General features: G+C 46.9%; 15 protein-coding genes and 2 pseudogenes. 8 read left to right on the top strand and 9 right to left on the bottom strand.

Annotated elements, in window-relative coordinates:
* Window positions 1-208: 208 nt before the first annotated feature.
* Window positions 209-424 carry a DUF3820 family protein gene (locus tag IT774_RS11085; protein ID WP_195809833.1) on the bottom strand — a complete coding sequence of 72 codons (216 nt, stop codon included), beginning with the start codon at window positions 422-424 and terminating at the stop codon, window positions 209-211.
* 365 nt (window positions 425-789) lie between these two features.
* On the opposite strand from IT774_RS11085, the gene katG reads away from it, so the two are divergent.
* From katG to nhaC, 6 genes and pseudogenes are all read left to right on the top strand, one after another.
* Window positions 790-2,997 (top strand): catalase/peroxidase HPI, encoded by a 2,208-nt coding sequence (gene katG / locus IT774_RS11080; protein ID WP_195809832.1) that lies wholly within the window; start codon window positions 790-792, stop codon window positions 2,995-2,997.
* Between the two features lie 257 nt (window positions 2,998-3,254).
* Entirely contained in the window at window positions 3,255-3,701 is a 447-nt protein-coding gene (locus IT774_RS11075; protein WP_195809831.1) for a c-type cytochrome, read from the top strand.
* 297 nt (window positions 3,702-3,998) lie between these two features.
* A pseudogene (gene moaA, locus IT774_RS11070) lies at window positions 3,999-4,966 on the top strand (GTP 3',8-cyclase MoaA).
* A 41-nt stretch (window positions 4,967-5,007) separates the two neighbouring features.
* Window positions 5,008-5,541 (top strand): GNAT family N-acetyltransferase, encoded by a 534-nt coding sequence (locus IT774_RS11065; RefSeq protein WP_195809830.1) that lies wholly within the window; start codon window positions 5,008-5,010, stop codon window positions 5,539-5,541.
* A 944-nt stretch (window positions 5,542-6,485) separates the two neighbouring features.
* Window positions 6,486-6,812, top strand: a complete 327-nt coding sequence (locus IT774_RS11060) for a hypothetical protein (protein WP_195809829.1) — start codon at window positions 6,486-6,488, stop codon at window positions 6,810-6,812.
* A 427-nt stretch (window positions 6,813-7,239) separates the two neighbouring features.
* A pseudogene (nhaC, locus tag IT774_RS11055) lies at window positions 7,240-8,747 on the top strand (Na+/H+ antiporter NhaC).
* Window positions 8,748-8,949: 202 nt separating this feature from the next.
* Here the strand turns inward: nhaC and IT774_RS11050 are convergent.
* The 3 genes from IT774_RS11050 to IT774_RS11040 all read right to left on the bottom strand — a co-directional run bounded on the left by IT774_RS11050 (window position 8,950) and on the right by IT774_RS11040 (window position 13,327).
* Window positions 8,950-9,546: a hypothetical protein gene (locus IT774_RS11050; protein ID WP_232364963.1), complete on the bottom strand. Its 597-nt coding sequence runs from the start codon at window positions 9,544-9,546 to the stop codon at window positions 8,950-8,952.
* 245 nt (window positions 9,547-9,791) lie between these two features.
* Window positions 9,792-11,729 (bottom strand): alkaline phosphatase, encoded by a 1,938-nt coding sequence (locus tag IT774_RS11045; protein WP_195809828.1) that lies wholly within the window; start codon window positions 11,727-11,729, stop codon window positions 9,792-9,794.
* 14 nt (window positions 11,730-11,743) lie between these two features.
* Window positions 11,744-13,327: an alkaline phosphatase gene (locus IT774_RS11040; protein ID WP_195809827.1), complete on the bottom strand. Its 1,584-nt coding sequence runs from the start codon at window positions 13,325-13,327 to the stop codon at window positions 11,744-11,746.
* 607 nt (window positions 13,328-13,934) lie between these two features.
* On the opposite strand from IT774_RS11040, the gene IT774_RS11035 reads away from it, so the two are divergent.
* The gene (locus tag IT774_RS11035; RefSeq protein WP_195809826.1) at window positions 13,935-16,631 is read left to right on the top strand and encodes a cation-translocating P-type ATPase; all 2,697 of its coding nucleotides are present in this window, start codon (window positions 13,935-13,937) and stop codon (window positions 16,629-16,631) included.
* Between the two features lie 169 nt (window positions 16,632-16,800).
* On the opposite strand, the gene IT774_RS18055 is transcribed toward IT774_RS11035, so the two are convergent.
* Together IT774_RS18055 and IT774_RS11025 are read right to left on the bottom strand one after the other, a co-directional pair.
* Window positions 16,801-17,124 carry a DUF3718 domain-containing protein gene (locus IT774_RS18055; protein ID WP_408641215.1) on the bottom strand — a complete coding sequence of 108 codons (324 nt, stop codon included), beginning with the start codon at window positions 17,122-17,124 and terminating at the stop codon, window positions 16,801-16,803.
* Between the two features lie 341 nt (window positions 17,125-17,465).
* A complete protein-coding gene (locus tag IT774_RS11025; RefSeq protein WP_195812275.1) occupies window positions 17,466-18,416 on the bottom strand; it encodes a transposase in 951 nt (316 codons plus the stop codon).
* A 705-nt stretch (window positions 18,417-19,121) separates the two neighbouring features.
* Between IT774_RS11025 and IT774_RS11020 the strand changes: the two genes are divergently transcribed.
* The gene (locus IT774_RS11020) at window positions 19,122-21,224 is read left to right on the top strand and encodes a bifunctional diguanylate cyclase/phosphodiesterase (RefSeq protein WP_232364962.1); all 2,103 of its coding nucleotides are present in this window, start codon (window positions 19,122-19,124) and stop codon (window positions 21,222-21,224) included.
* Between the two features lie 12 nt (window positions 21,225-21,236).
* Here IT774_RS11020 and IT774_RS11015 read toward each other — a convergent pair whose 3' ends face one another.
* The 3 genes from IT774_RS11015 to IT774_RS11005 form a co-directional block, all read right to left on the bottom strand.
* Entirely contained in the window at window positions 21,237-21,668 is a 432-nt protein-coding gene (locus IT774_RS11015) for a hypothetical protein (protein WP_232364961.1), read from the bottom strand.
* The gene (locus IT774_RS11010) at window positions 21,656-22,894 is read right to left on the bottom strand and encodes a hypothetical protein (protein WP_232364960.1); all 1,239 of its coding nucleotides are present in this window, start codon (window positions 22,892-22,894) and stop codon (window positions 21,656-21,658) included. Before IT774_RS11010 ends, IT774_RS11015 begins: the two co-directional genes overlap by 13 nt.
* A gap of 1,006 nt (window positions 22,895-23,900) precedes the next feature.
* Window positions 23,901-25,009, bottom strand: a protein-coding gene (locus IT774_RS11005) for an IS3 family transposase (protein WP_195809581.1) whose coding sequence is annotated in 2 segments (ribosomal slippage) — window positions 23,901-24,757 and window positions 24,757-25,009 — 1,110 coding nt in all. Because the reading frame shifts where the segments join, the coding sequence is not laid out codon by codon here.
* Window positions 25,010-25,102 lie beyond the last annotated feature (93 nt).

The following is a 25,102-nucleotide window of genomic DNA, read 5'->3' as shown; positions in this document are numbered from 1 at the left end:
CCGGCAGTGTGGTGGTGCAGCATAGAGGGGCGATATATAAAGGCAGCAGTACATTGCAGGTAGATGGTGTTGCCGATTCGGGGACCGCCTAGTTGGCCGGGCTTCGCGACAGGATGTGCATCAAAACCGAAGACGGCCAGCCTTTTTGTGCATTGCATTACCTGCTTGAAGTCTCTCGGTTTATTAAGATCCTCCGAGTAAACTCAGACTAGTCAGGTTTTAATAACGGCGCGACCACCTGTTCCAGCCCATTTAATTTTATTTCGTACATCAGGGCCAGTTGTTCTCCCAGTTTACCTGCCGGGAAACCCTGTTGCTTAAACCAAACCAGGTAGGGTTCGGGCAGATGGAATAATCTTCTTCCTGCGTATTTGCCAAAGGGCATAACCGCGTTGACCGCGGCGGTAACCTGCGCTGCATCCATTATCTAATCTATAGCCTCTTGAATTTATCTGGTCTTAAAAAATTTAACATGATTACCAGTGACTCCCATCATACGTCTGCACGATGCTTATGGGTAGGCCGGTTATTGCAAGCCATAAATTTCGTATTGCACTGGGGCAATATAAAATCGGGTAATACCAAACTGGGTAGTACGAAAAATACCGGGCCAGGTCGCCCGCGGGGAAAAAGCGATTGCTGCAATCGTTTATTTTTTCAAATGAATTTGGGTACTAATAAGCCTCATACGCGTATTACTAACAAATTCAAAAAGTAAGCTGATGGTTCGAACCGAACAATGCACCACAATATCGGTTCGGCCATGCTTGCTTCACAAAAGGTAGTCATATGACAGCAAGTCATCCTGGGGCAGGTAAATGTCCTGTCATCCACGGTAGCAATACCCGACAAAATGGTCCCGGCACTCAAAATGATTACTGGTTCCCGGACCAGCTGAACCTTCGGATTCTTCATCAGCACGATACCAAACCTAACCCCCACGATGCCGACTTCAACTATAAAGAAGCCTTTGAAAAGCTGGATTTGGACGCATTAAAAGCTGATCTGCACGGCTTAATGACGGATTCACAATCCTGGTGGCCGGCAGATTACGGGCATTACGGGCCATTTATGATTCGAATGGCCTGGCATTCTGCCGGTACCTATCGCGGCGCAGACGGCCGGGGTGGAGCCTGTAATGGTAACCAGCGCTTCGCACCATTATCCAGCTGGCCGGACAATATCAATCTGGACAAAGCCCGGCGTTTGCTGTGGCCAATCAAGAAAAAATATGGCAATGCCATTTCCTGGGCGGATTTGTATGTTCTGACCGGCAATGTGGCGTTGGAGTCCATGGGTCTGCAAACCGTCGGTTTTGGCGGTGGGCGAGAAGATATCTGGACCCCCGAAGAAGATGTCTACTGGGGCTCAGAAAATCAATGGGAAGGTAACCAGCGTTACTCCGGCGACCGAGACCTGGAGCAGCCACTGGCGGCGACACAGATGGGCTTAATTTATGTTAACCCAGAAGGGCCGGATGGTAATCCTGATCCTGTGGCTTCAGCCAAAGATGTGCGTGAAACCTTCGATCGCATGGGAATGAACGACTATGAAACGGTGGCCCTGTGTGCCGGAGGACATACCTTTGGTAAAGGTCATGGTGCCGGCGACCCGTCCCATGTAGGTCCGGCCCCGGAAGAAGCGCCTTTAGAGCAAATGGGCTTTGGCTGGAAAAACAATTATGGCTCCGGGAAAGGGCGAGACACCATCAGCAATGGTATTGAAGGAGCCTGGACACCCACCCCAACACAGTGGGATGGCAAATATTTTGATGTGTTACTAGGCTACGACTGGGAGCTGGCAAAAAGCCCGGCAGGCGCCTACATCTGGCACGCCAAAGGTCTGGATGAAAAAGATCATGCTCCGGATGTAGAAGATGACGCAGAGCGTGTCAAAATTATGATGACCACTGCTGATATTGGTTTTAAAGTTGATCCTGAATACCGCAAAATTTCGGAACATTTTCGTGATAACCCCGAAGAATTTGCGAAGGCGTTTGCCGACACCTGGTACAAGCTAATGCATCGCGATATGGGACCAAAATCGCGTTACTTGGGTAAAGAAGTCGCCGAAGAAGATTTTATCTGGCAAGACCCGCTACCCGAAGCTGACTATGAATTGGTCAGTGATGATGATATTGCCGGTCTGAAATCATCCATATTAGATGCCGGTATCTCAGTTTCTGATCTTGTGTTTACGGCGTGGGCATCGGCGGCAAACTATCGCGGTTCTGATTTCAGAGGCGGTGCAAATGGTGCGCGGATACGTTTGGAGCCTCAGAAAAACTGGGAAGCAAACGAGCCAGGACGCACAGGTGCGGTATTGATATTATTGCAAGAAATTGTTGATAACTTCAATCAGTCGCAAAGCGGCAATGTTCGTGTGTCACTGGCCGATATCATTGTGTTGGCAGGCAACGCGGGTATTGAAAAAGCAGCCAGAGACGGTGGTTACGATTTTACGGTCCCGTTTAGCCCGGGGCGCACTGACGCAACCCAGGAACAAACCGATATCGAAAACTTTGAGCTGCTTGAGCCTGAAGCAGATGGCTTCAGAAATTACATCAAGACTCGCTTTACCTATACCGCAGAAGAGCTGTTGATTGATAAAGCTCAACAGTTGGGGCTGACGGCCCCGCAAATGACGGTGCTGCTTGGCGGGCTGCGGGTTATCAACACCAACTATCAGCAGTCTGATCTGGGTGTATTGACCACCAGGCCGGGCGTATTGAGTAATGATTATTTTGTGAACCTGACTGATATGAGCCTGAAATGGGGCATCATGTCTGATGACTCAGATCATTATGAAGCCCGTGACCGTGAAACCGGCGAGCTCAAATGGCGTACGTCGCGTGTGGACATGGCCATGGGTTCAAATGGACAATTGCGGGCTCTTGCCGAGCTGTATGCTCAGGATGATGCCAAACAAAAGTTTGCCCGGGATTTTGTCAGCGCCTGGGTCAAGGTTATGGACAACGACCGGTTCGATTTACAATAAACAAAATGTATAGAAAAAGGGCTTTGGCCACCGTAATGTTGCCAGTCTGATGCACGTAAGCTTAACGCAGGCGCAATTAAGGTACTTTGTATTTATTGCGCCTGTTTTCCCCCACCGTTTCACCGCAACATTGCTTTTGCGCTTAGCAAATAATTACAACTATCTTCAGTACGCAAAATCTTTAAAAGCAGCTAAACTTTATCAGTGTAGTTCTTGCTCAAAAATTGCTTTTTCGTGCCACTAGCTGGAGACCCCACGTGAAAATAATATTGCTAGGAATGTTGTTGCTGCTCATCGCAGCGTGTAATCAGGGCGTTGAGTCGCCCAAAGGCTTTAGTCTTCCTAAAGGGGATGCGGGGCAGGGTAAACAAGCCTTCTTAAAATATAAGTGCTTATCCTGTCATGTCGCCGATGGCGTGGAAGATGACACAATTGAACGTCAGATGGAGCCTGTGACATTGGGCGGTGATGTTCATGTAGTTAAAACTTATGCCGATCTGGTTACTTCAGTCATAAACCCATCCCATAGGATTGCGACCCGTTATAAACAAAGTGCTTACGTAGATGACCAGCAGCAGTCTAAAATGACTAATTACAACGATATTATGACGGTCAAAGAGCTTACTGACATAGTCGCATTTTTACAGCCAAAATATGAGCTAAAACCCATTAACCGAACCGAGTATCCCAGATACTTCCCATGATATGAATGGCCTCTCGGGCTATTCGCGCATAGGTATATTTTCCCGGCGGCTACGTCATACCAGTCTTTCGGCTTTAACACAGTAGCGCTGCCGGGGGTAATGCTCACCGACAGGGTGAGCATATGTGGAGGGTATGGGACAGGGCATAAGAGGACAGGCCCAGGCCCCGAGCTTGGGTATTTTTGTAATCTTCTGTAACCGCGCCAACGTAGAAGCCTTTTGACTCAACAGTTAGCGGTTTGCCTGTCTGCATATCTGTGGCATGGTAGGTGCACTGCTACTCAACAGGGTGTTAGCTTGCTAGAAGATAGTTTTGGTCGCCGTTTTCATTATTTACGATTGTCTATTACCGAAGCCTGCAATTTTCGGTGTCAGTACTGTTTGCCTGACGGCTACGACGGGCCGCCCAACAGTGCGTTTTTAAATATCAGCGAGATTGAGACTCTGCTGACCGCCTTTTCTCAAATGGGCACCTCTAAAGTTCGTATTACCGGGGAGAGCCCAGTTTACGCCGCGATTTTTCAGATATTATTGCACTGGCGGCCAATACCCCGGGGATTGAGCGGGTGACCACCACGACCCATGGCGCGCGTCTGGCCAGTGATGCTAAACGCTGGGCTCAGGCGGGCTTACAGCAGGTCAATGTCAGTATCGACAGCCTTGATCCTAATCAGTTTGCACTGATCACTGGCCAGAATAAACTCACCCAGATTCTTAAAGGGTTGGACGTGGCCGTGGCAGAGGGCATCAAGGTAAAAGTGAATACCGTGATGTTACAGGGATTTTCTGAAAATCGGCTGGCGCGTTTTTTAGACTGGATAAAAACCACTCCCATCACCCTGCGTTTTATTGAGCTGATGGAAACCGGTGAACATCATAATTTTTTCTCCGATCAGCATATGTCGGGACTGCCACTGCGAGAAAAGCTACTTGCCGAAGGATGGCAACCGCTGGCAAGAAGAAAAGACGCCGGGCCTGCTCAGGAGTTCTGGCACCCGGATTATGCCGGCAATATCGGGTTAATCATGCCCTACAGCAAAGATTTTTGTGAAACTTGTAATCGACTTCGTATAGCCGCTAGTGGTAAATTACATTTGTGTTTATTTAGTGAACAAGGCTTAGACCTGCGGCATTATTTAAGTGCCGGTAATGTAGAAGGCGTGAAGGCCTTTGTAACTGAGTCGTTGGCCAGCAAACACATTTCACATTATTTGCAACAGGGAAGTACCGGCGCTACCCGGCATCTGGCAATGCTGGGCGGATAAACGCCGCTACCATAATAAGAAAAATTGTATTGAGGTGGAGCATGGAATTCGCTGATACCGACCGTTTAAGGTTTGACTATATTACCGCGCACGATGCCGATTTTTTATGGGAACTGGATCAGGACGAAGAGGTTATGCGCTACCTCAATGGTGGCCATAAAAGTACCCGCGCCGAGATAGACTCTGTATTTTTACCCCGACTGGCGGCCTATTCCAATCAGGCGTTAGGCTGGGGGCTGTGGAAAGTCATTGAAAAAGAATCAGATACCGCCATCGGCTGGATCCTGGTTCGTCCCTTTGGTTTTTTTACCTCTCATCCGGATATCGACAATATCGAACTGGGCTGGCGCTTTAAACGAGCCTACTGGGGCAAAGGATATGCCTCTGAAGCTGCCCGGGCCATTCGCGACGGCCTCGCGTTCACTGGCATCAGTAAGTTTTCTGCCATAGCGGCCCCCAAGAATGCCGGCTCAATTGCAGTTATGCGAAAACTGGGCATGTCTTTCAGCCATACTCAGTTTTACGAAGACAATGTTTATAGTGAAGATGTGGTGGTGTATACCCAGGAGGTATAGCGCTGCCTGGCTTTTATCCTTCCCAGACGTACAGCCTCTTAAGATAAAACGATAAAGAGGCTTATTCCAAACTCGGCGCGTATCTTTGGTTTACGCTTACCTCTGTCCAAATCCGGCCCGAAAAAAAACACCTTCAGTTATTCACGACTATGGTCGCAGAGGCCTCAATGTTCTGCGCTTAATATACTTTTTTGTACCGCTCAGGTGGGGGCCATGCCCGATATTAATAGAGCCAAATATAGACGCTAGTTCTGAGTCAAAACTGGCGGGCAAAATCTTTCCAAAGTTAACCCACCCCCCCTAACAGGCGACGGTTAAAAGTTTTGCCGCTTTAACCCCCCAGGCATAAAAGCCCAGCCACTTCAAACCCTCAGTTGTAAAAGCCCAGAGGGGATCGCTCAACCCATCAGTTCGCTCTGGTGAAATGCCATGGGAATTACCAATACTCAGCCTCAAACCGGGATTTCTGTTATTGCCGAGGAGAACCGGCTAGCAAGTCGTTCGGTTTGGCTTGTGGAATCTGGCAGCTGGAACCGGTTACCTCAAAACCCAACCTTTAAACGAAGCCTTACAGAGAGCTGAGCGGCAACGGTTCAAAAAATCTGCCATTAAACGTTTTAGACGGTATTGTCATGACATCGGTTCTTTCACCGTCCCCGATATTTTCACCTTCATCTACGCTAAGTAGGGGCATACATCGTACTGACCCGCTTTGCACCGGTAATAAACCTCGAGGTCGCGTTTTTCGTACCGACTTTATCAGTAACGGTATGCGTCTCTTTTGCTTTGTCATTCTTCCGTGTAAAACGAATGAAAGAGATCGTTTCTGCTCCTAACAGGGGTTTTATGTACACACTTAAACTAACGGCATCAATTTGCCACCGGACAGCGGCCCGGTATAGCCCGCGAGTAGTAATCCAGGCACCACAGAGGGTCAGCCTCACATGAACTATCCAGTAACGCCCGATGGACGATATATGGTGGTGCGCGGACGTTTGTGGCGCGTTAGCAATCCTCATCTTTCTGAGGATAAGCGTGAGTCTTATGTGAAAAGTCTGATGAGCGCTCGCCGTGAGGTTAAGGCCGCTAAGTCTGCTAATGACGATGCCCGTTTAAAAGCCGCCCGGGACTCTGTGCATGCGGCAAAAGTGGCTTTAGGTGAACGCGGACCAGTGTGGTGGGATGATGGCGCTAAAGATTTTAATCGCTACCTTGCGAAAAACACGCCCTACTGTGAATGGTATCAGCAATTAGGTAAGTCGAAGGAATGACGGACGCTGGCCCGTGAAACCTGAAATTTATAGATATTAAAAAATTACGGATAAGCACTACCCAAAGAAGCTGTTTTTTTTTATAAAAAACCTATCACCAAGGTAAATTTTTAATAAATATCATTCTATTAGCGATCTCACGCTGGAATCGACTACCTGTCAGGAAAGTGAACGTTAGTTATGCTGCTTTTTGTGTGCGATCAGCAAAATATCGCGTGTAAATGCTCAGGGGGTTACGTTTCAAGTTCAGCGCCCGATAATACCACCATCGTTTTTTTGCCGCTTTTTCCCAGAACTATTTTTCAAACGAACCCGTAGCTATCTCGACTCATATCGAACATTTACTGGTCTGCTGACAACGATTTTTAGCCTGTACATTACATTTATCGGTCACGCTCGTCACCAGTACTAACTATAAGGTAGCAACATGACAGATGAACAGCACGTGACACCAAGCCTCTCACTTGCCCTAACACCTGTTATTCTGACACTTATTATACTGGGGACACAGATATTCTATTTTGGTGTATTTGAGCCCCATATTCCTCTCGCCATTGGAGTGGCACTGGCTAGCTTAGTGGGTATTTACCTTGGGCTTACGTGGGAAGATATTCGCAAAGGTATTTTCAAGGTTATCCATGTAGCGTTACCGGCAGTAAGCGTACTGATTGTGGTAGGGATGATTATCGGTATATGGATTGCGAGTGGGACAGTGCCAACCATTATCTACTATGGCTTAAAAACATTATCACCTGAAATCTTTCTGCCAGCGGCCATGGTGATATGCGCCGTGGTCGCAGTTTCGCTAGGCACAAGCTGGGGAAGTGTCGGTACGGTCGGCCTGGCACTAATGGGCATCGGTGGCGGGTTTGAGATTCCCATGTACTGGACTGCCGGCGCGGTTGTGTCGGGCGCGTTTTTTGGTGATAAGGTATCGCCACTTTCTGATACCACAAATCTTGCTCCTGCTGTGACCGGAACGGATGTGTTTTCTCACATTAAAAATATGATGGCCACCACCATTCCCGCCATGTTAATTGCGTTTCTGATTTATCTTGGCGCCGGTTTTTTCGTTATTGATACACAAAGTGTGTCCTTCGAAAAAATAGAAGGTATTACCACCGCGTTACAAGACAATTTTTATATTTCTTTATGGGCGTTGCTACCGGCGCTGGTGGTTATGGCACTGGCTCTCAGAAAGCTTCCTCCACTGCCGTCGCTGTTTGTAGGTGTATTGGTAGGGGCGCATTCGCTATGGTTATGCAGGGGCAAAGCCTGCAGGCGGTGTTTGATTATGCCAACAACGGCTACAGCATCCAAACCAATATCAGCGAGATAGACGAATTGCTTAATCGTGGTGGTGTCCAGTCCATGATGTGGACCATATCGTTAGTCCTTATTGCATTGGCGTTTGGAGGCGCACTGGAAGCCACGGGCTGCTTGAAAAGTATTATTAATTCGATAAAGACTACCGCGACCACATTTCCTCGTACGCAGGTGGCCGCAGTAGGAACCGCGTTTTCAACCAACCTGGTGGCAGGCGACCCATACTTGTCAGTGGCGCTACCAGGCAGAATGTTTTCCCCGGTTTATCGCGGCATGGGCTACTCGACACTGAATTTGTCGCGAGGGGTCGAGGAAGGCGGTACCTTAATGTCTCCCCTGATCCCCTGGAATGCCGGAGGGGCGTTCGTGATATCGGCCCTTGGACTGGGCATTTCTGGCGACAATTTAGAAAACTTATTGTATATCCCCCTGGCGTTTGCATGTTGGACCGCGCCAATTATAGGAATACTTTACGCTTACCTTGATTGGTTCTCACCCAAAGCCACCGATGAGGAGCGCGAGCGGTGGGAGGATGAAAACGCTGATATTGCCAAATTTAATGATGCCGGTAAACCGGTCGAAGAAGAAGTTGAAAATATGAGCACCTAACAACAGGTGCAAAAATAAAGACATCCACAGTTGTCGGCTGGTGGTATAGCCAGCCGACAACTGTGGCATTGCGTGGGCAGCATGGGTTTTTCGGGTTTTTAAAGCGTACCAGCTTAAACCCGAACTGACCGTTGCCCTTATTTAGCTGGCTTGGGGCGGATTAGCTTTGAGTTCACTTCTTCTTTATGTAAATTTGCTTTGCTCAGTGATTATGCTCGCCTTCCAGGGCATTACCATGCTGGTCGTAGAAGCCGCTCGCACCAGCTTCAATAAAGCCCTGCGTGACCATTCTTGTAAGAAATGGGTCGGTATGATCATCACCAATGTCAGCAAAATCTGTTGATTGATAATCAACGCGTTTAGCAAAAAATGTGCTTATATCTGCATCAAAGTCAGCATTTGTGAGTGTCCAGATGCGGTGCATATTGTCTTGCTTAATCTCGAAGCGTTCTATCAATTGGTGCTTTACCCGCCACACCAATTTAAAGAAGCTTGTCGCTGTTTTAAGTTCGTATGTGTTTGTTTGATTGCAATTTTTGTCAGTAGAGCCCACGAGCGTCATCTTATCGATAAAAGTGTCGCTGATAAGCTGATAACGGTAAGAAAAATCAGTCTCTCTTTTTCCATGTATAGTTTCACCCGGCTGATATTCGATGGCGCGCTGGTGGTTGTCGAAGTAACGTACGGGTTTTATCAGCTTATTACGAACCAGTGTGTAAACTTCAGTAATCTGGGTGGCCGGGTACTGGTGCGCCACCTTGTTGTCCATACGCCACAGTGACAACGAGCTGCTGCGCACGTTTTCGCCCGTCGCGGTATGCCAGGTGCTGGTTATTGCATAGTCGGCCTTAACCTGTTGACTGTTTACTGTGCACATTTTGTTGCTATCTGCGGCCTGCAAAGTAAAGGTAAGGCTATAAGCCGTGATAAGAAAGAGTAGTTTTTTCATTTTTGCTCCAAAACGAGAGGAGCGGGCGGCTCCCCTCTGAAAGGTACACTGGCCCTGGCGCTTAAGCTAAGACCAAGAATTTATGGTGATAGCACTTATTCCATTGCGTTTTCTGCTTGTGCTGCAAAATCACCGGCAAAGTCCATAACATGGAAGATAATGCTTTGTTCATTCGTGCCACTTACTAAGAATGCCCCGGGGCCTTTAGCATAAATGCCAACATCTTCGCCTGAGTGTGTTTCTGAACCAAGTGGCACCAATGCTTCTTGATGATAGCCAGGGGTCGTGGTGTCTACATCGTTGATATCTTTACGTCCGGGATCTGTTGCAGTCAGGTAAGCCGCATCTGAGTCAGTCTCATCACCTAAGTTTCTATAGCCAAGCCCATTGGTATAACCAAGCGTAGTGTATGGCATGCCGTCGGCTGCCGTCGCTGCTTCGTCAGACCCTACGTTCACGACTTTTCCCAGAATTGGGTTACCGCGTTTCGGGTAGCCGGCAATCGTAAACACGTGGCCATGGTCGGCGGTAACAATGATAAGCGTGTCTTCATCATTAGTTAGCTCATCCGCGGCAGCAACTGCTTCAGAAAATGCGATAGTATCGTGCAAAGCACCATATGCGTTTCCGGCGTGGTGGGCATGGTCAATACGACCCGACTCAACCATCAGAAAGAAACCTTCCTGGTTGTTATCGAGCACCTTAATGGCAGTGCGTGTCATTTCTGCTATTGAAGGTTCACCGGCAATATCGTTGCCGCGGTCGGCTTCATATTGCATATGGGATTCGTTCAATAATGCAAATACACGTTCAGTGGTTTCTGTGGCTAAACCGTTAAAACCTGATTGGTCAAACACGTATACGCCATTGGTGTACAGGTTTTGCCATTCTGCGGTCAGGTCACGGCCATCGGTGCGGTCGCCTTCTGTGCTGCTGGCCGCATCCGGGCTATTAAACGCGGCATCTTTGGGCAGAAAATGACGACGACCGCCGCCCATTATCACTTCGATACCGTCCACATCTGAACCTGCGAACCTGGCCTCAAGATTGGCCTCAAATTTAACCAGCTGATCAGCAATATCGGTGCAGCCGGCTGTTACCGCTGCTTCAGGCATGTCTGAGATATCTTCCCAGTTACGATCGGCTGATTTTGCATAAGTAGCAGCAGGGGTTGCATGGGTGATGCGCGCGGTTGAGATGATGCCCGTAGATTTCCCCGCCATTTCTGCCAGCTCAAGCGCCGTGACAAGATCATTACCCGCTACTGTGTTGCATTCACCGCGCTCAATATCTTCATCAACCCCGATTACACCTACATCGGTTTTGATACCACTCATCATAGCGGTCATTGTGCCTGCTGAGTCAGGGGTTTGTGCATCCACGTTATAGGTTTTTGATAAACCGGAGAATGGGAAAGCATCAAAGCTTAACTGGTTCTCTTCTCCCGCTAAGCCTTTCCTCTGGCCATCCAGAATACGCGCGGCGGTTACTGTTGAAACGCCCATTCCATCGCCAACAAAAAGAATAACGTTTTTCGCTGTACCGCGAAGGTTTGCAACTATGGCGTTAAGCTCTTGTTTAGAATTAGCTGTCGTCACCCGCACGTTTGACGACGCAGCAGAGGGGCCAGATGGGGCATCAAGCCAGGCCCGTTTATTGTCCTGAACTTCTGCCTGCCCAGCCACAAACCATTCGTTGTTTAAGCTGGTCAGAATTTCACTACTACCCACAGCCTCGACACCCCGTTCACACACAAAGCTGGTAGATGTGATTTCCCCGTCGGCCAGCGAGCCATTGCTGTCGCTATCTAAACCAGAGTCTATGCGCACACCGCTGTTTGGACAGTTGACGTCGCCCACAGGTAAGTCGGTCTGTACAGTAAGGCTGTTTAAACCATTATTACCGTCTGCGCCCGCCGCGCCATCAACACCAGCGGTGCCATCAGCGCCGTCCTGGCCATCATCGCCTTCTAAAGAACAGGCCGATAACCCGGCAATGGCTAATGCAATTATGCTTAACTTAAATACATTCATTTGCTTATCTCCACTTATTCGTTAACAAGGTCAAGGGCTTGATTAATTAAGTGGAAAACAACGCTTTGTTCTACCACGCCTTGTGCAAGTTGGCTGCCGGGCCCTGTGGCATGCAGGGCAATGTCCTCCCCTGAGTGGGTTTCAGAGCCTAACGGAATGAGTGCTTCCTGGTGAAACCCCGGACGTGTTGTGTCGATATTGGTTAAATCAACACGGCCAGCGGCGTTATCCAACGCATAAGTGGCATCTGAGTCGGTCTCGTCGCCTAAATTGCGAAAACCCAGGCCATTGGTGTAGCCCAATGTGGTGTATGGCCTACCGTCTGCTGCAGTGGCGGGCTCCTCTGAGCCTACGTTGACAACTTTCCCCAGAATTGGATTACCACGTTTAGGATAACCGGCAATGGTAAATACGTGGCCATGGTCGGCAGTTACAAGAATGAGCGTTTCTTCTGGGTCGGTATTTTCAACCGCAGTCATAACCGCTTGTTCAAAGGCAAGGGTATCCGTGAGGGCGCCAGCGGCGTTGCCGGCATGGTGAGCATGGTCTATTCGACCCGATTCAACCATTAAGAAGAAGCCTTCATCGTTGTTATCAAGCACATTAATGGCCGCGCGTGTCATTGTTGCTACGGACGGCTCTCCGGCAATATCGTTACCGCGGTCGGCTTCATATTGCATATGCGACTCATTAAACAGGGCGAAGATGCGCTCTGTTGACTCGGTTTCAATAGCATCAAAGCCAGCCTGGTCGAATACGTACACGCCGTTTTCATACTGGTCCTGCCATTCAGCAATAAGGTTACGTGCATCGGTACGATCGCCTTCTACCTCGCTTTGTGCATCCGGGCTGTTAAACGCTGCGTCTTTCGGCAGGAAATGTCGACGACCACCGCCCATGGCGACTTCAATACCGTCAATGTCTACGCCTGTGTAACGGCCCTCGACATAAGACTCGAAGTTGACCAGCTGATCGGCAATATCCACACAGCCGGCGGCTATGGCGGCTTCAGGCATATCTGAATCATCTTCCCAGTTACGGTCAGCCGATTTTGCATAGGTTGCGGCGGGCGTAGCATGAGTGATACGTGCGGTAGAAATAATCCCGGTAGCAAGGCCTTTAATTTCAGCCAGTTCAAGGGCAGTAATAACCTCATTTCCCGCCACGGTAGAACAATCGCCGCGTTCAATGTCTTCATCAACACCAATAACGCCTACATCGGTTTTAAGGCCTGACATCATCGCTGTCATGGTGCCGGCTGAATCGGGTGTTTGTGCATCGACATTGTATGTTTTAACAAGCGCGGTGTAGGGAAAAGATTCGAAGCTTAAATAGCCTTCTTCACCGGGATTGCCGGCTAATTGCCCTTTGTGGATACGAGCAGAGGTCAGGGTAGAAATACCCATACCGTCACCCACAAACAGGATGACGTTCTTAGCTTTGAATTTATTATTCGTGGTCAGTTTCTTAGTCAATTTTGCTTGTGCGTCGGTGTACCATGCGCTGTTTGTTTGATGCTCTGGCAATACTGCAGCTTGTAGCCCGGCCGAGACCGCCATTGCTACTGCTGTGCATGCTATTTTCCAGTTACGATTCATGATTGTTACCTAAACATTTTATTAAAATCGGTTGTGGGTGGGCGTCCTTAAGAGCAAGTAGCTGTTTTCCTTTGGGCTTTTACTCAAACGCACGCTGGAGATTAGGCAGGGTAAGTGACAGATATTTGACAGATTTGTTGCTACATTGTCATATTTCAGAAGAAAAACTGAGCACTCAAACAGGTAATGTGAAATTTGTGTTTGCTTATCAGTGTTTTAATGTTCTTGTCAGCAAAAAATAATTAACCAAAATTTCTTGTCCTGTGGTGGGCTGACCAGTTGGTAAGTGGCAAATAAATATACAACAATTATAAAGGTACGAAAGAAGGGGGCCGTCTGAGGCTTATAACTGCTCGTGAAAGAAACAAACCTGTTGCCAATGCGACGTTGAAATCAACTATTGAAAGGTATTTTATGATAATACTGTTTTGTGCATACATTGATAGTGAAGCGAAGAGCGAACAAGAGATGCCCGGCTATCTCAATAATTTGAATCGATTTTAATTGCTAGCAGACATTCAGAAACTGATTTGAAGCGGCTTTTCAATGTCGCTAGCTTTAAAGTTTTGTTTAGACAAATGCGTGGATAAACTCTATCTTCATCACTATGCAAGAATATCAAAGCTGGCATAACCAAACATCTGATGAAGCGCTATGTGCTCTCGAGTCGACACTTGAAGGTTTAAGTGCAGATGAAGTAATGTTGCGTTTACAAACCTTCGGACCAAACAAACTTCCCGGACCTGCTCAGCGAAGTCAACTACTGCGCTTCTTATCCCATTTCAACAATATCCTGATATACGTCCTTATTGGTGCGGCTAGTATTACAGCGCTACTCGGTCACATGGTCGATACCTTTGTTATTGTTGCTGTAGTAATTATAAACGCAATCATCGGCTATTATCAGGAAGGTAAGGCTGAAAAAGCGATGCAAGCGATTCGTCAGATGCTCGCGTTGCTTGCTTCGGTGAAACGCGATGGTAAACATCAAGTCATAGCGGGAGAGGAGCTGGTGCCCGGTGATATTGTGTACCTGGAAGCTGGTGACAAGTTACCCGCTGATTTACGGCTTTTAAAATCCCATAGTTTACGAATTCAAGAGTCCATACTGACAGGAGAGTCGGTAGCTGTTGAAAAACAGACCACAGCTGTGCCGATGGATGCGCCGCTTGGCGATCGGTTTTGTATCGGATTCAGTGGCACTACGGTCACTAGTGGGCAAGGTATGGGCGTCGTTATCGCGACGGGAGCAAAAACTGAAATCGGTCGAATCGGTGGGTTACTCTACGCAGTTCAAACGCTGGAAACACCTTTAGTATCGCAATTGGGGGTTTTTGCACGGTGGCTTACTTTGTTCATCCTCGCCATTTCAGTACTCATGCTTCTTTTCGGTTATTTCGTTTTACATCACGATTTTACCAGTCTGTTTATGGCTGTTGTTGGCATCGCCGTAGCCGCCATTCCCGAAGGGTTACCTGCGGTGTTAACCATCACGCTAGCAGTAGGCGTCAAACTGATGGCACAAAGGAGTGCGATTGTTCGGCGACTTCCCGCAATTGAAACCCTGGGCTCAGTCTCGGTTATCTGCACCGACAAAACAGGGACTCTCACCCGCAATGAAATGACGGTGGATACCATAGTAACAAGTAGTGAGCACTTTACGGTTAAGGGAGTGGGTTATGCTCCATGCGGCGATATTGAAATAGAGGATTCTGTTATCAACGGACAGGATTATCCCTCATTAAAAGAATTAGGTAGGGCAGCTGCACTTTGCAATGATGCGGAACTGATTAGAAAAAACGAACTATGGTCCGGCGACGGCGATCCAATGGAAATAGCCTTACTTGCTCTTGCTTCAAAAATCGGAATTGATAGAAACAAGATTAGAAATCAATGGACACGTACTGATATTGTCCCGTTTGATAGTAAACACAAATATATGGCGACGCTTGAACATCATCAAGGACAGCGTGCGCTTATATACCTCAAGGGGGCGCCAGAGACGATACTGTCTATGTGCCTTAAACAACGAGCTTGTGGTGATGAAGTCGAACGGCTGAATACTAAGTATTGGGAAGAAAAAGCGAATACCATTGCTTCCAGAGGCCGGCGCGTTCTCGCTTTCGCGATAAAAACCGTGGAATTTCAACATACAGTACTTAACCATGAGGATATGCAAGACTCGTTGATATTTCTGGGCTTAACAGGTCTGATCGATCCTCCGCGCGAGGAGGCAAGGAAGTCTATTGAAAAATGCCATCGTGCAAGTATCGATGTGAAAATGATCACAGGTGATCATGCTATTACTGCCTCTGCTATTGGAAAACAACTGGGATTTCGAAACAGTGATAGAGTATTAACCGGTCAGGAATTAGATAATATAGAGGATGCGCAACTGAAGTCTATTGTCGGCGAAACCGGCATCTTTGCCCGGACTAATCCAGAACAAAAGTTACGCCTGGTCATGGCATTACAGGCGAATAATATGACCGTGGCCATGACCGGAGATGGCGTTAATGATGCGCCTGCACTTAAACGGGCTGATGTCGGAGTTGCAATGGGTAAAACGGGCAGCGAAGCGGCCAAAGAAGCATCTGATATCGTATTGGTGGATGATAACTTTGCTACAATCGTCGCAGCTGTAAGAGAAGGTCGTACCGTTTATGACAATATTAAAAAAGTAATCAGCTGGACACTACCGACCAATGCGGGCGAGGCATTGACTATCGTCCTGGCCTTGTTGCTGGGCTTGAATCTGCCGATTACCCCTATCCAAATCTTATGGATTAACATGATAACAGCGGTGACGCTGGGAATCGCGCTAGCCTTTGAGCCAACAGAAGAAAATACCATGCAAAGACCGCCTAGATTACACGATGAATCTTTGCTAGCAGGTGGGCTTTTGTGGCATATCTTACTTGTCGCTGGCCTTTTTCTTGTTGGCGTATTTAGTATGTATGAATACGCCATCTTTAGGGGGTATTCAGAAGCTTTGGCACGAACCATCGCCATGAACACATTAGTTGTGTTGGAAATATTTCATCTGTTTTTTATACGAAATATGTATGGGACCTCGTTAACTCGCAAGGCCGTGCTTGGCACCCGCGTCGTCTGGGCCGCAGTTATTGTGGTTACTTTAGGGCAGTTTGCGATTACTTATTTGCCATGGCTTCAAACTGTTTTTGAAACTCAGGCAATTAATTTATTTGATGGCGTCTTGATTATAACGGTCGGTGTAATTATGTTTTTTATCATAGAGATAGAAAAACAAATTCGACTTAGAGTATGGAATAATTCGTTTTAAAAAACTCAATCCTGCTATCACTCAATAACGCTGAATCGGCGCTGAGCTCTTAGACAGCAGGCTGCTCAGACTAATGATTAAAAAAAGGGCCGGAAGGCCCTTTTTATGTGGCCAAGCTTTGCACGGTACTATGTCGACTTTAATACTTTTGCGATTAAAGGCTGTTCAGTTAACGGCTCGCTACCAATATTTGAATCACTTTATCATCATCCTCATTCTCAACCCTTGCAGTAATGTCTCTGATGGAAGTTATTGGAGTCAGTCGTTTGGACGAGTGACTATATCTGTTTAGATACTGGTAGGTGTCTGACGCATCGTACTTACTAGCGAAGTTGGCTACATAATCTCCATTGCACTTCAATGAATTGGCCACAATTTTCATACGAAAGTGTTCGGTTCTGGACATTGAACTAGCTATAGGCAACCGCTTTACGCTTTTCCGCAAGGCTAACTTCTCGTCAGTTACCGCGGCGATGCATATTTGGGTTTCCACAGATGCATCGCCGGCAATAAACTCATATCGTTCGGCAAAGGCTGAACTAGAATAGCGCAGCAAAGGACAGTCACAAAAGCGTAGTAAAGAAAACGTAGTCGTAGTAAAAGTCGTAGTGAAGGACAGTCACACACTGTATCTGCTACAAGTTGCTTTGCTTTATGATGAAGTTCTTCGGTTTATTTGATGTATTGCATTAATAGTTTTGCCAGGGGCCAGTTTATCTGCCGCTTTTTTGCAAAAAAGTCTATCAGATTATAAATTTGAGGCGAGAAAACGTCTCGCTCAGTGTCGAGAGGCGCGATGATGTGATGGGCAGGGCAGTCAAAGATTTAGCGCGGTTATGCTGAATTGCAATTTACATTTCTCTTGCGCTGCGCCAGTAGTTTTTCAAGGCTGACGGTGGTTTTAAATTTAATTTCAATTCCAGCCACCAGTTCATTCCAGTCAGTCTGTTCCATACCCACGCGGGAAAGGATAGGGGAGGCAGGATCATCAATTTTACCTCGCTTTTTAGGCTGACAGTGACGTCCGGTTGACTCGACCAGGGCGAAATAATCTTGAAACCGAAAAGGTAAACCATCGGCCATCGTGTCTTTGGGGTTTTCAGTAAAGGGGAGTAGGTGGCGGGGCTGTTGGTGAGCCTTAGCAGCCTCAATGCGTTGTTGAATACTAGTGTGTGCAGAGTCCTCAGGTGTCTCTGCTAAACAGGCGCGTATCGGGTTCAGATCTACATAGGCCATACAGGCTGCTAAAGCTGCCTCATCCAATAATGCCTGAGACTTAAATCGCCCTTCCCAGAAGTGTCCGGTACAACCATCTTCTTTATTTGCTTTCCGGGCAATATACTCATTAAGTAACCGCATAAACCAACTGATATCACACAGTCGATGACGATAGACCTCCGCGAGGTTTTTAACGGTTGCAATTTCCACCTCAGAAAGTGCTTTGCTCTCAGCCGGGTTGATATAACGTTGGGCTAATAGCATACCTTTGTAAAGCTTATGCCAGCGGCTGATGATTTCTTTGATAGATAAAGAATCGGCTTTTTGTTTATTGATGCGCAACACCACATGGGTATGGTTGCTCATAACTGCATAGGCACAGACGTCCACGCAAAACACCTCAGCCAGCAGCAACAATCGCTCTTCAACCCACTGGCGGCGATGTTCGTAACACCTGGCCGATTGCTTATCTTTTCCGCACAAAAATGCTCTGCGCACACAGCGAGATACACAGTGATAGTAAGGGGTATCTGACAGATTGATAAGATACTTACGTGGTCTGGGCATGAAGTTAAACAAAATGTGGCCGGGTGTTTCAATTGTGCAGGAGTTAGCTCAGAGTCCAACTGTACCAAAGGAGTGTAAGTGACTGTCCGAGTTTAGTCGTTGGATCAAAGTATTGCACAGGAGTTGCGGAGTGCTTTTCAACAAGACTGCAAGCGCAGCCATGAGCTCACTTTTGATAGATGGCAGCACAGAAAATAGTACCAGCGGGGAGCTGACTGGGCTGCGTATCAGCTTCGCGGGCAGTTATATCTGCCCGCTCAACCGCAGTTAAAATAAAGAGTAGAGAATAACTGTGACCTCTTCTTTTTTCACAACAACGAATGGCTCTGGCGCTAGTTGAGCGCCTGATTCAAAATGCCGAGCCTTTCGGGCAACCTTGCACGCTGAGCTTTAGTGACTGTCCATGTTTAGCCGTTGTCCATGTTTAGCCGACACCACTCTTTGTGCACAAAGCTACACCGAGCTTCCTGCTCGATAAATTTGCACAATTAAAAGTGTGAGGAGACTTGATGTGATCCAGATGGCGGCGTGGAAAGCGTATATAAAGGGCGGCGTGGAATCGAATTCCTTCTGGTTTTCCCGTCATGATTGTGCTACTTCTTAGAAGGCTGATCTACTTAGTTGTAGTCTGACTCTGAAGGCATGGAAAGGCCCACTGCTCTGCTTTGAATTAATTTTGTCCAGGAAAGGTCGCATTGTTAGTTTATGTTTTTGAAAAGCCTTCGTTCTGAAATTTCCTTCCATACAATAGCCTCTATTGCCATAGTTAGTGGCTTGATTATTGGCCTGTCCATTTATGTCTACGAAAAACTGTACATCGAATTTGTGGCTACAGAAGTTAATGCTACAGCTGAAAATATGGCCGTTGATCTACTCGGCGTAATGGGTGAGCCCGCGGGAAGCTTTAATCAGGCACAGGTCCTGCTCAGGCTAGAGGAGTATGAGTATGTGCAAAGTGCTGGAATATACCGAAATGACGGTGTTTTATTAAATTCTTACATTGGCTCTGCGAATCAGAAAGCGGACCAGCACTCTTTAACAGCTACTGTTGAAACAGCAGAAGTATCGCTCCTTAGCGATGACTCAATAGTTGAAAATTTACCCGAGGGGCTGCACCACATACATTCTAAAGTGGTTGTCATCAAAAGTATTGGCGAAACCAGTTTCCCAATGGGTAAACTGGTGCTTGCTTTTAATCTGGAAGATGCAATAAAAGAAAGCAGACTTCGCTACATTACTTTAGTTACGCCCTCGGTTGTGGTGCTCATCCTTGTGTTTCTGCTGCTTACCACACGTTTGCATCGGCGTTCACTCAAACCTCTGGAAAACCTGATTAAGACAATGGACAGTGTAGTCGATGAAAAAAGCTATGATGTAAAGGTCCCCGAAACAAGTAAGGTTGAAACTGCCGCTCTGTCTCGGGCGTTCAACAATATGATGACCAACATCAAGCTACAGTCGGAACTGAATAATCAAAAAACTGCGCTTCTTGAGCAACAACAGTCAGAAATGGAGAAGTTGGCCAATTTTGATGTGCTAACCGGCCTCCCTAACCGGCAACATTTAATGCGAAAATTAGCTGCACTACTTGCCAGAGCTCAAATGACAAACAGTGAAGTGGCCTTAATGTTTATTGATGTAGACGGTTTTAAAGATATAAACGATTCTTTTGGACACGATACAGGTGATAAATTACTGCTTCGGATTAGCTCGCTCCTGAATCAGAGTCTACCTGACAACGCTACTTTAGGGCGCTTAGGGGGCGATGAATTTCTCGTTTTAATCGATAACGTGTCATCTCGGGATGAAATTGAGAACATAGCATCTAAATTGCTTAAAGCCGCAGATAATACTCACAATATTAACCGTATACGCCTGGGTTCAACGATTAGCATGGGTATTGCGCTTGCCAGCAATTGCAATTATGAACTTTCGACCCTCATTACCAATGCCGATGTTGCTATGTATCGGGCAAAGCAGGAGGGTAGGGCGCGCTACGAGTGGTTCAGCCTGAGTATGTATGAAGCAACCCACCGGAAAGTCCAGGTATCGACTCGTATATCACATGGTTTAGCCCACGGCGATTTTTATCTTGCTTATCAGGCTAAAGTAGGACCTAAAGAAAATATAATCGGATTCGAAGTTCTGCTTCGCTGGTACGATGAGGTGTTGGGTCATGTATCACCGGGGGAGTTTATTCCCATTGCAGAACAAACCGATAAAATTTCACAAATTACTTTATGGGTGGTAAAGCGCGCTTGTGAAGAACTGCCATTACTTATTAAAGAGTTTGGCGAAAATATCAGTATCTCATTAAACCTGAGTCCCCAGGATGTTAACAGCTCTGAGGTTACAGACTTTATCCTTGGGGGGTTAGCTTCCAATGATATCCCCGCCAAACATATTGAGTTTGAGATAACCGAAACCGCCTATATGAACAACTTTGGCTACGCCAATAGCTTCTTTGAAGCACTGAAGATCTCCGGTTGTCATTTATCTCTTGATGACTTTGGTACGGGGTATTCCTCGCTTAGCTATTTAACCGAATTTAATATAGATACCCTTAAGATAGATAAACAATTTGTTAGTCAGATTGGGCAATCAGAGCGTTCTGAACAGATTACCGTAGCTATTATACAGATGGCCAAGAGCCTCAACCTATTGGTGTGCGCGGAAGGCGTTGAAACTAAAGCACAAGCTGAATTCCTGATAGAAAAAGGCTGTGAAATACTTCAGGGGTTTCTGTATAGCAGACCCACGCCATTAAAAGAACTACTCGCCCGCCGTGCTGATAAATTTGTCATCTAGTACGATATTTGTTTAACGAGTTTTATAGACCACCTGCAAGTGAGCAGGTAGTGAAGTGTTCTCTGGCAGGTAACCAATGGTTCCAGCGGTACCAGAGAGATAATCGAGCATGTCTTCTACCGTTCTTACTTCTTTAGGCGGAGTCAGCCTGCCACTGAACTTCATCTGTGCCCAATATGCCTGAATTCTGGATTCGGGTAGCCCTATGATCAGAGTATTGAAGATAGCTCTGCTTTTAGCCCCGGGAGCGATGGTCACAGGTGACAGTGTGGCGTTGAAGGGAGATGAGCCACTCATAAACAGCTCCCTTATATCGGTCCGTTTCAGGGTGAAGTCGTGTTCTTCAGTATTAGCTACAACAATTACGCGTTCTGCGCCCGACGCGATGTTACATATAAAAAATAGTAGTAGACTCGCAAGTAGACGACGCATCAAAATACCCATTCCAGAGCCACCTGATATAACGTTGCCCTCCGGTCAAACATTTCTTTGCCGGGTTGCAATTCCAGATAAGAGGTTTGCCCGTCTTTATTATTTAAAAAAGAGACTTCCCCCTTTAACGCCATATGGTGTTTAAAGTCCCATCGGGCGCCAACCGTAAAGGAATGAAAATCTCCCGGCTGGAAGAAATCATTTACCTGGTCTATGGAGTTATGAAGCGCATCCAATTGTGGGGAAATGCCAGTAGGAATGGTGTTATCAATTATATTTATAGACTGAGACGACACTGCATAGGTGGCATGTAAAAGAACGTTGTCAATGTAATAACCACCAGAAACATAGTAGCTTTTGATGTCTGCAAAGATTTCAGTGTCGGAGGATACCTTCATCCACTCTCCACTAATGTAGCCGTTAATTGAGTCATAACTCGCCCCAAACAGATACGCACTGGCTTTATCATCAATATCGAGACTTTCAGCAATGTCATCAAAACCCGCTGCATTAAGCGCTTGTAATAATGGCTCTAATTCTTCGATTTCAGCAGAAACATTACTGCCATTAGTCGAAGACGCTCTAAGTTGAAAGCCCTTATAATTAAGCTCTATCACGCCGCCAAACATGCCATCTACATCAACATCGACATTCTGCCCGCCGGTGTGTAAGTCGCCATCGTATTGCCCGTAATACGCTTCAAAATCAAAGTTTATGCCGTTAAAACCCGTGCGATATCGCGCATTTACGCCTTCATATTGAGAAAACAGGTAGCTACTATAAAGCTGTTGCGGGGCCATAACCCACGGGTAAGAAAAACCGACATCGATGACATCTGAGTATTTTAGAAACGGGGTACGCAGACGACCTGCATTGAACTGGAGAGCCTTGGTAGGCATATAGGTTAGATATAACCATTCTATCCCTGATTCTCTATCCTCGTCGCTGTGGAGCAATAATTGCGCAGAAACTGAAAGGCTTGTATTTAACCTGTAGTCCGCTTGCAACGCGACAAGCGACTTCTCTGAAAAGCTAATTGAATTATCATAGCCTTCATAGCTAACGGAAGATGCATCTAAATAGCCACCCACCACTCTGGCAAAGCCGGATAACTCCAGATCATCGTTCCCGGCATAGCTATTGCTGCATACCAGAAGCAATAACGAGCCTATCACGGCGCTTCTTTTTTTACGATTAGTCACGTTTGTTGCCCTGGTTAACTTATCTTGTTTAGACATATACCTGTGCATATTTTTATTAAGCCGCCAAAACAAGAACATTGTTCGATACCTATACTGTCAGGGTGTAAGTATCAATCTCTGCTAAACTTTTCTGTACCTCATATTGCCATGAGCAGCCTATTAAATTTCCTTTTGGTACCCTGTTTTAGAAGGTTTTTAACGCACACTTTATAAGGCGATGATTTCAATCATTGAAATTCATTAAAAAGGCGCTTCCATCATCATGTTTATATTGCGGCAGCTGCCGCTTGCACAACCTATGAACCAGACATACAGAGGGTGCCCTGATGCGTAAAAACCAAACAACTAGCAAGGATATGAAAGCTTAGCAGATATATCCAAATAAAATTTAATACGGAGGTATATCAGCCAAAATGTTAAGGCGTTGAGAAGTTGAGAAAGTTTTTAGAAAGGATGATAAGCGGAGCAGTATTGAAGCAGAGCCGGATCCACCTCGGATTGGCAAGTGTAGGTCAAACTGAATAGAGGTGACGGGCAGGGTTTTTATGTGCCTGGTTAGCAGCGGGAACAAAAGGAGAAAGCATGGGGGTGCTATGAAGCCATCACTTACTGCGTTATCCATTTACCTGCTAACCTCATTGCCAGTGATGGTGGGAGGTCACGTACTGATTGAGGGCACACTGCTGCAACACGCCGCCCCGGTAGAACAAATTATCGGTAGACAAAGCAAGCCAAGGTTAATACAAACAAAAACCGGATAGACTTTGAATTGAGATATTGATGTAGCAAAGAGGTTGCGCACGCTACTGCGACTCGCCGCGAAGCGGTTGAAGCATTGAACGGTAGTCAGGTGTAAATAAGAAGATATTAGTGAAAGCTTGGAAAGAGATGGTGGACGCTGCTGCGACTCGCCGCGAAGCGGTTGAAGCATTGAACGGTAGTCAGGTGTAAATAAGAAGATATTAGTGAAAGCTTGGAAAGAGATGGTGGACGCTGCTGCGACTCGCCGCGAAGCGGTTGAAGCATTGTGTCCACTCCCCCTTTAATGACACAGTTCTAAATTAGAGTTTTCCAGTTTCGCCCGATACGCTGCCGGAGGCAGGTCACCGAGACTTTCATGAGTTCGTTCTTCGTTGTAATCCAGTTGCCAGACCCAGGCCATTTCTCTGACCTGATAAATAGTTTCAAACAAGTAAGCATCCAGGAACTCTCTGCGGAACGAGCCGTTGAAGCGCTCGACGAAGCCATTTTGCTGTGGTTTGCCAGGCTGGATGTAAATCAGTTTGATATTGTGCGTTTCGCACCAATCCGCCAGCGTCGCTGATATCAGTTCCGGGCCGTTGTCGACGCGCAGCTGCTTGGGCAATCCGCGCTCGGCCTTGAGTTGCTCTAGCAAGCGCACCACACGGCCCGCAGGCAAAGAGGTATCCACTTCGATGGCGAGGCACTCTCTTGTACCTTCATCCACCACATTCAACGTTCTAAAGCGTTTACCGCAATAAAGTGTGTCGTGCATAAAATCCAGTGCCCACTGATGATTAACCCGAGCAAGCACTTCCAGGGGCTGAGCTATCCGCTTGGGCAACACACGCTTGGTTCTGCGCTTCAGGTTCAGCCCCATCTGGCAGTACACGCGATAAACGCGTTTGTGATTGAAGGCAAAGCCTTTAAAACGCATACGCCCAAAACACTTCCAGAATCCCGCCCGTGGCGACTTCTTCAATTCTGCATTGATGGCATCAATGACAGCAGCATCTGCTTTGCGCCAGTCTCGTTGGGGGCGATAGAAGGTCGAACGGCCAATACCAACAAACAGGCAAGCCTTTACGATACTCAGCCCCGCACCAACCAATACGCTGACGCACTCTCGTTTCTCTGCTGTCACCAACCCTTTTTTGCGACCAACTCCTTAATAGCATGGTTTTCCAGACTGACATCGGCATACATCTTCTTGAGCTTGGCATTTTCCTCTTCAAGCTCTTTTAACCGTTTAACGTCAGAGGCTTCCATCCCACCGTACTTGGATTTCCAATTGTAGTAAGTTGCATTGCTGATACCGTGCTGGCGGCACACCTCTTCAACCTTCATTCCGGCATCGACTTCTTTCAACACAGCGATGATCTGTGATTCAGTAAAGCGTGATTTTTTCATTGTCGTCTCCTGCATTAATCATTGCAGAAAACTCCAATTAAGTCTGTCTCAGTTTAGGGGTAGTGGACAATTGAACGGTAGTCAGGTGTAAAT

The organism is Salinimonas marina, from assembly GCF_015644725.1.
GTDB lineage: Bacteria > Pseudomonadota > Gammaproteobacteria > Enterobacterales > Alteromonadaceae > Alteromonas.
This window is presented reverse-complemented; position numbering and strand designations above follow the sequence as displayed.

What these genes read in the sequence shown, in the direction of transcription:
- IT774_RS11085 (WP_195809833.1), bottom strand. Translation starts at nt 424, where the DNA reads ATGGATGCAGCGCAGGTTACCGCCGCGGTCAACGCGGTTATGCCCTTT.
- katG (WP_195809832.1), top strand. Translation starts at nt 790, where the DNA reads ATGACAGCAAGTCATCCTGGGGCAGGTAAATGTCCTGTCATCCACGGT.
- IT774_RS11065 (WP_195809830.1), top strand. Translation starts at nt 5,008, where the DNA reads ATGGAATTCGCTGATACCGACCGTTTAAGGTTTGACTATATTACCGCG.
- IT774_RS11060 (WP_195809829.1), top strand. Translation starts at nt 6,486, where the DNA reads ATGAACTATCCAGTAACGCCCGATGGACGATATATGGTGGTGCGCGGA.
- IT774_RS11045 (WP_195809828.1), bottom strand. Translation starts at nt 11,729, where the DNA reads ATGAATGTATTTAAGTTAAGCATAATTGCATTAGCCATTGCCGGGTTA.
- IT774_RS11040 (WP_195809827.1), bottom strand. Translation starts at nt 13,327, where the DNA reads ATGAATCGTAACTGGAAAATAGCATGCACAGCAGTAGCAATGGCGGTC.
- IT774_RS11035 (WP_195809826.1), top strand. Translation starts at nt 13,935, where the DNA reads ATGCAAGAATATCAAAGCTGGCATAACCAAACATCTGATGAAGCGCTA.
- IT774_RS11025 (WP_195812275.1), bottom strand. Translation starts at nt 18,416, where the DNA reads ATGCCCAGACCACGTAAGTATCTTATCAATCTGTCAGATACCCCTTAC.
- IT774_RS11020 (WP_232364962.1), top strand. Translation starts at nt 19,122, where the DNA reads ATGTTTTTGAAAAGCCTTCGTTCTGAAATTTCCTTCCATACAATAGCC.
- IT774_RS11015 (WP_232364961.1), bottom strand. Translation starts at nt 21,668, where the DNA reads ATGGGTATTTTGATGCGTCGTCTACTTGCGAGTCTACTACTATTTTTT.
- IT774_RS11010 (WP_232364960.1), bottom strand. Translation starts at nt 22,894, where the DNA reads ATGTCTAAACAAGATAAGTTAACCAGGGCAACAAACGTGACTAATCGT.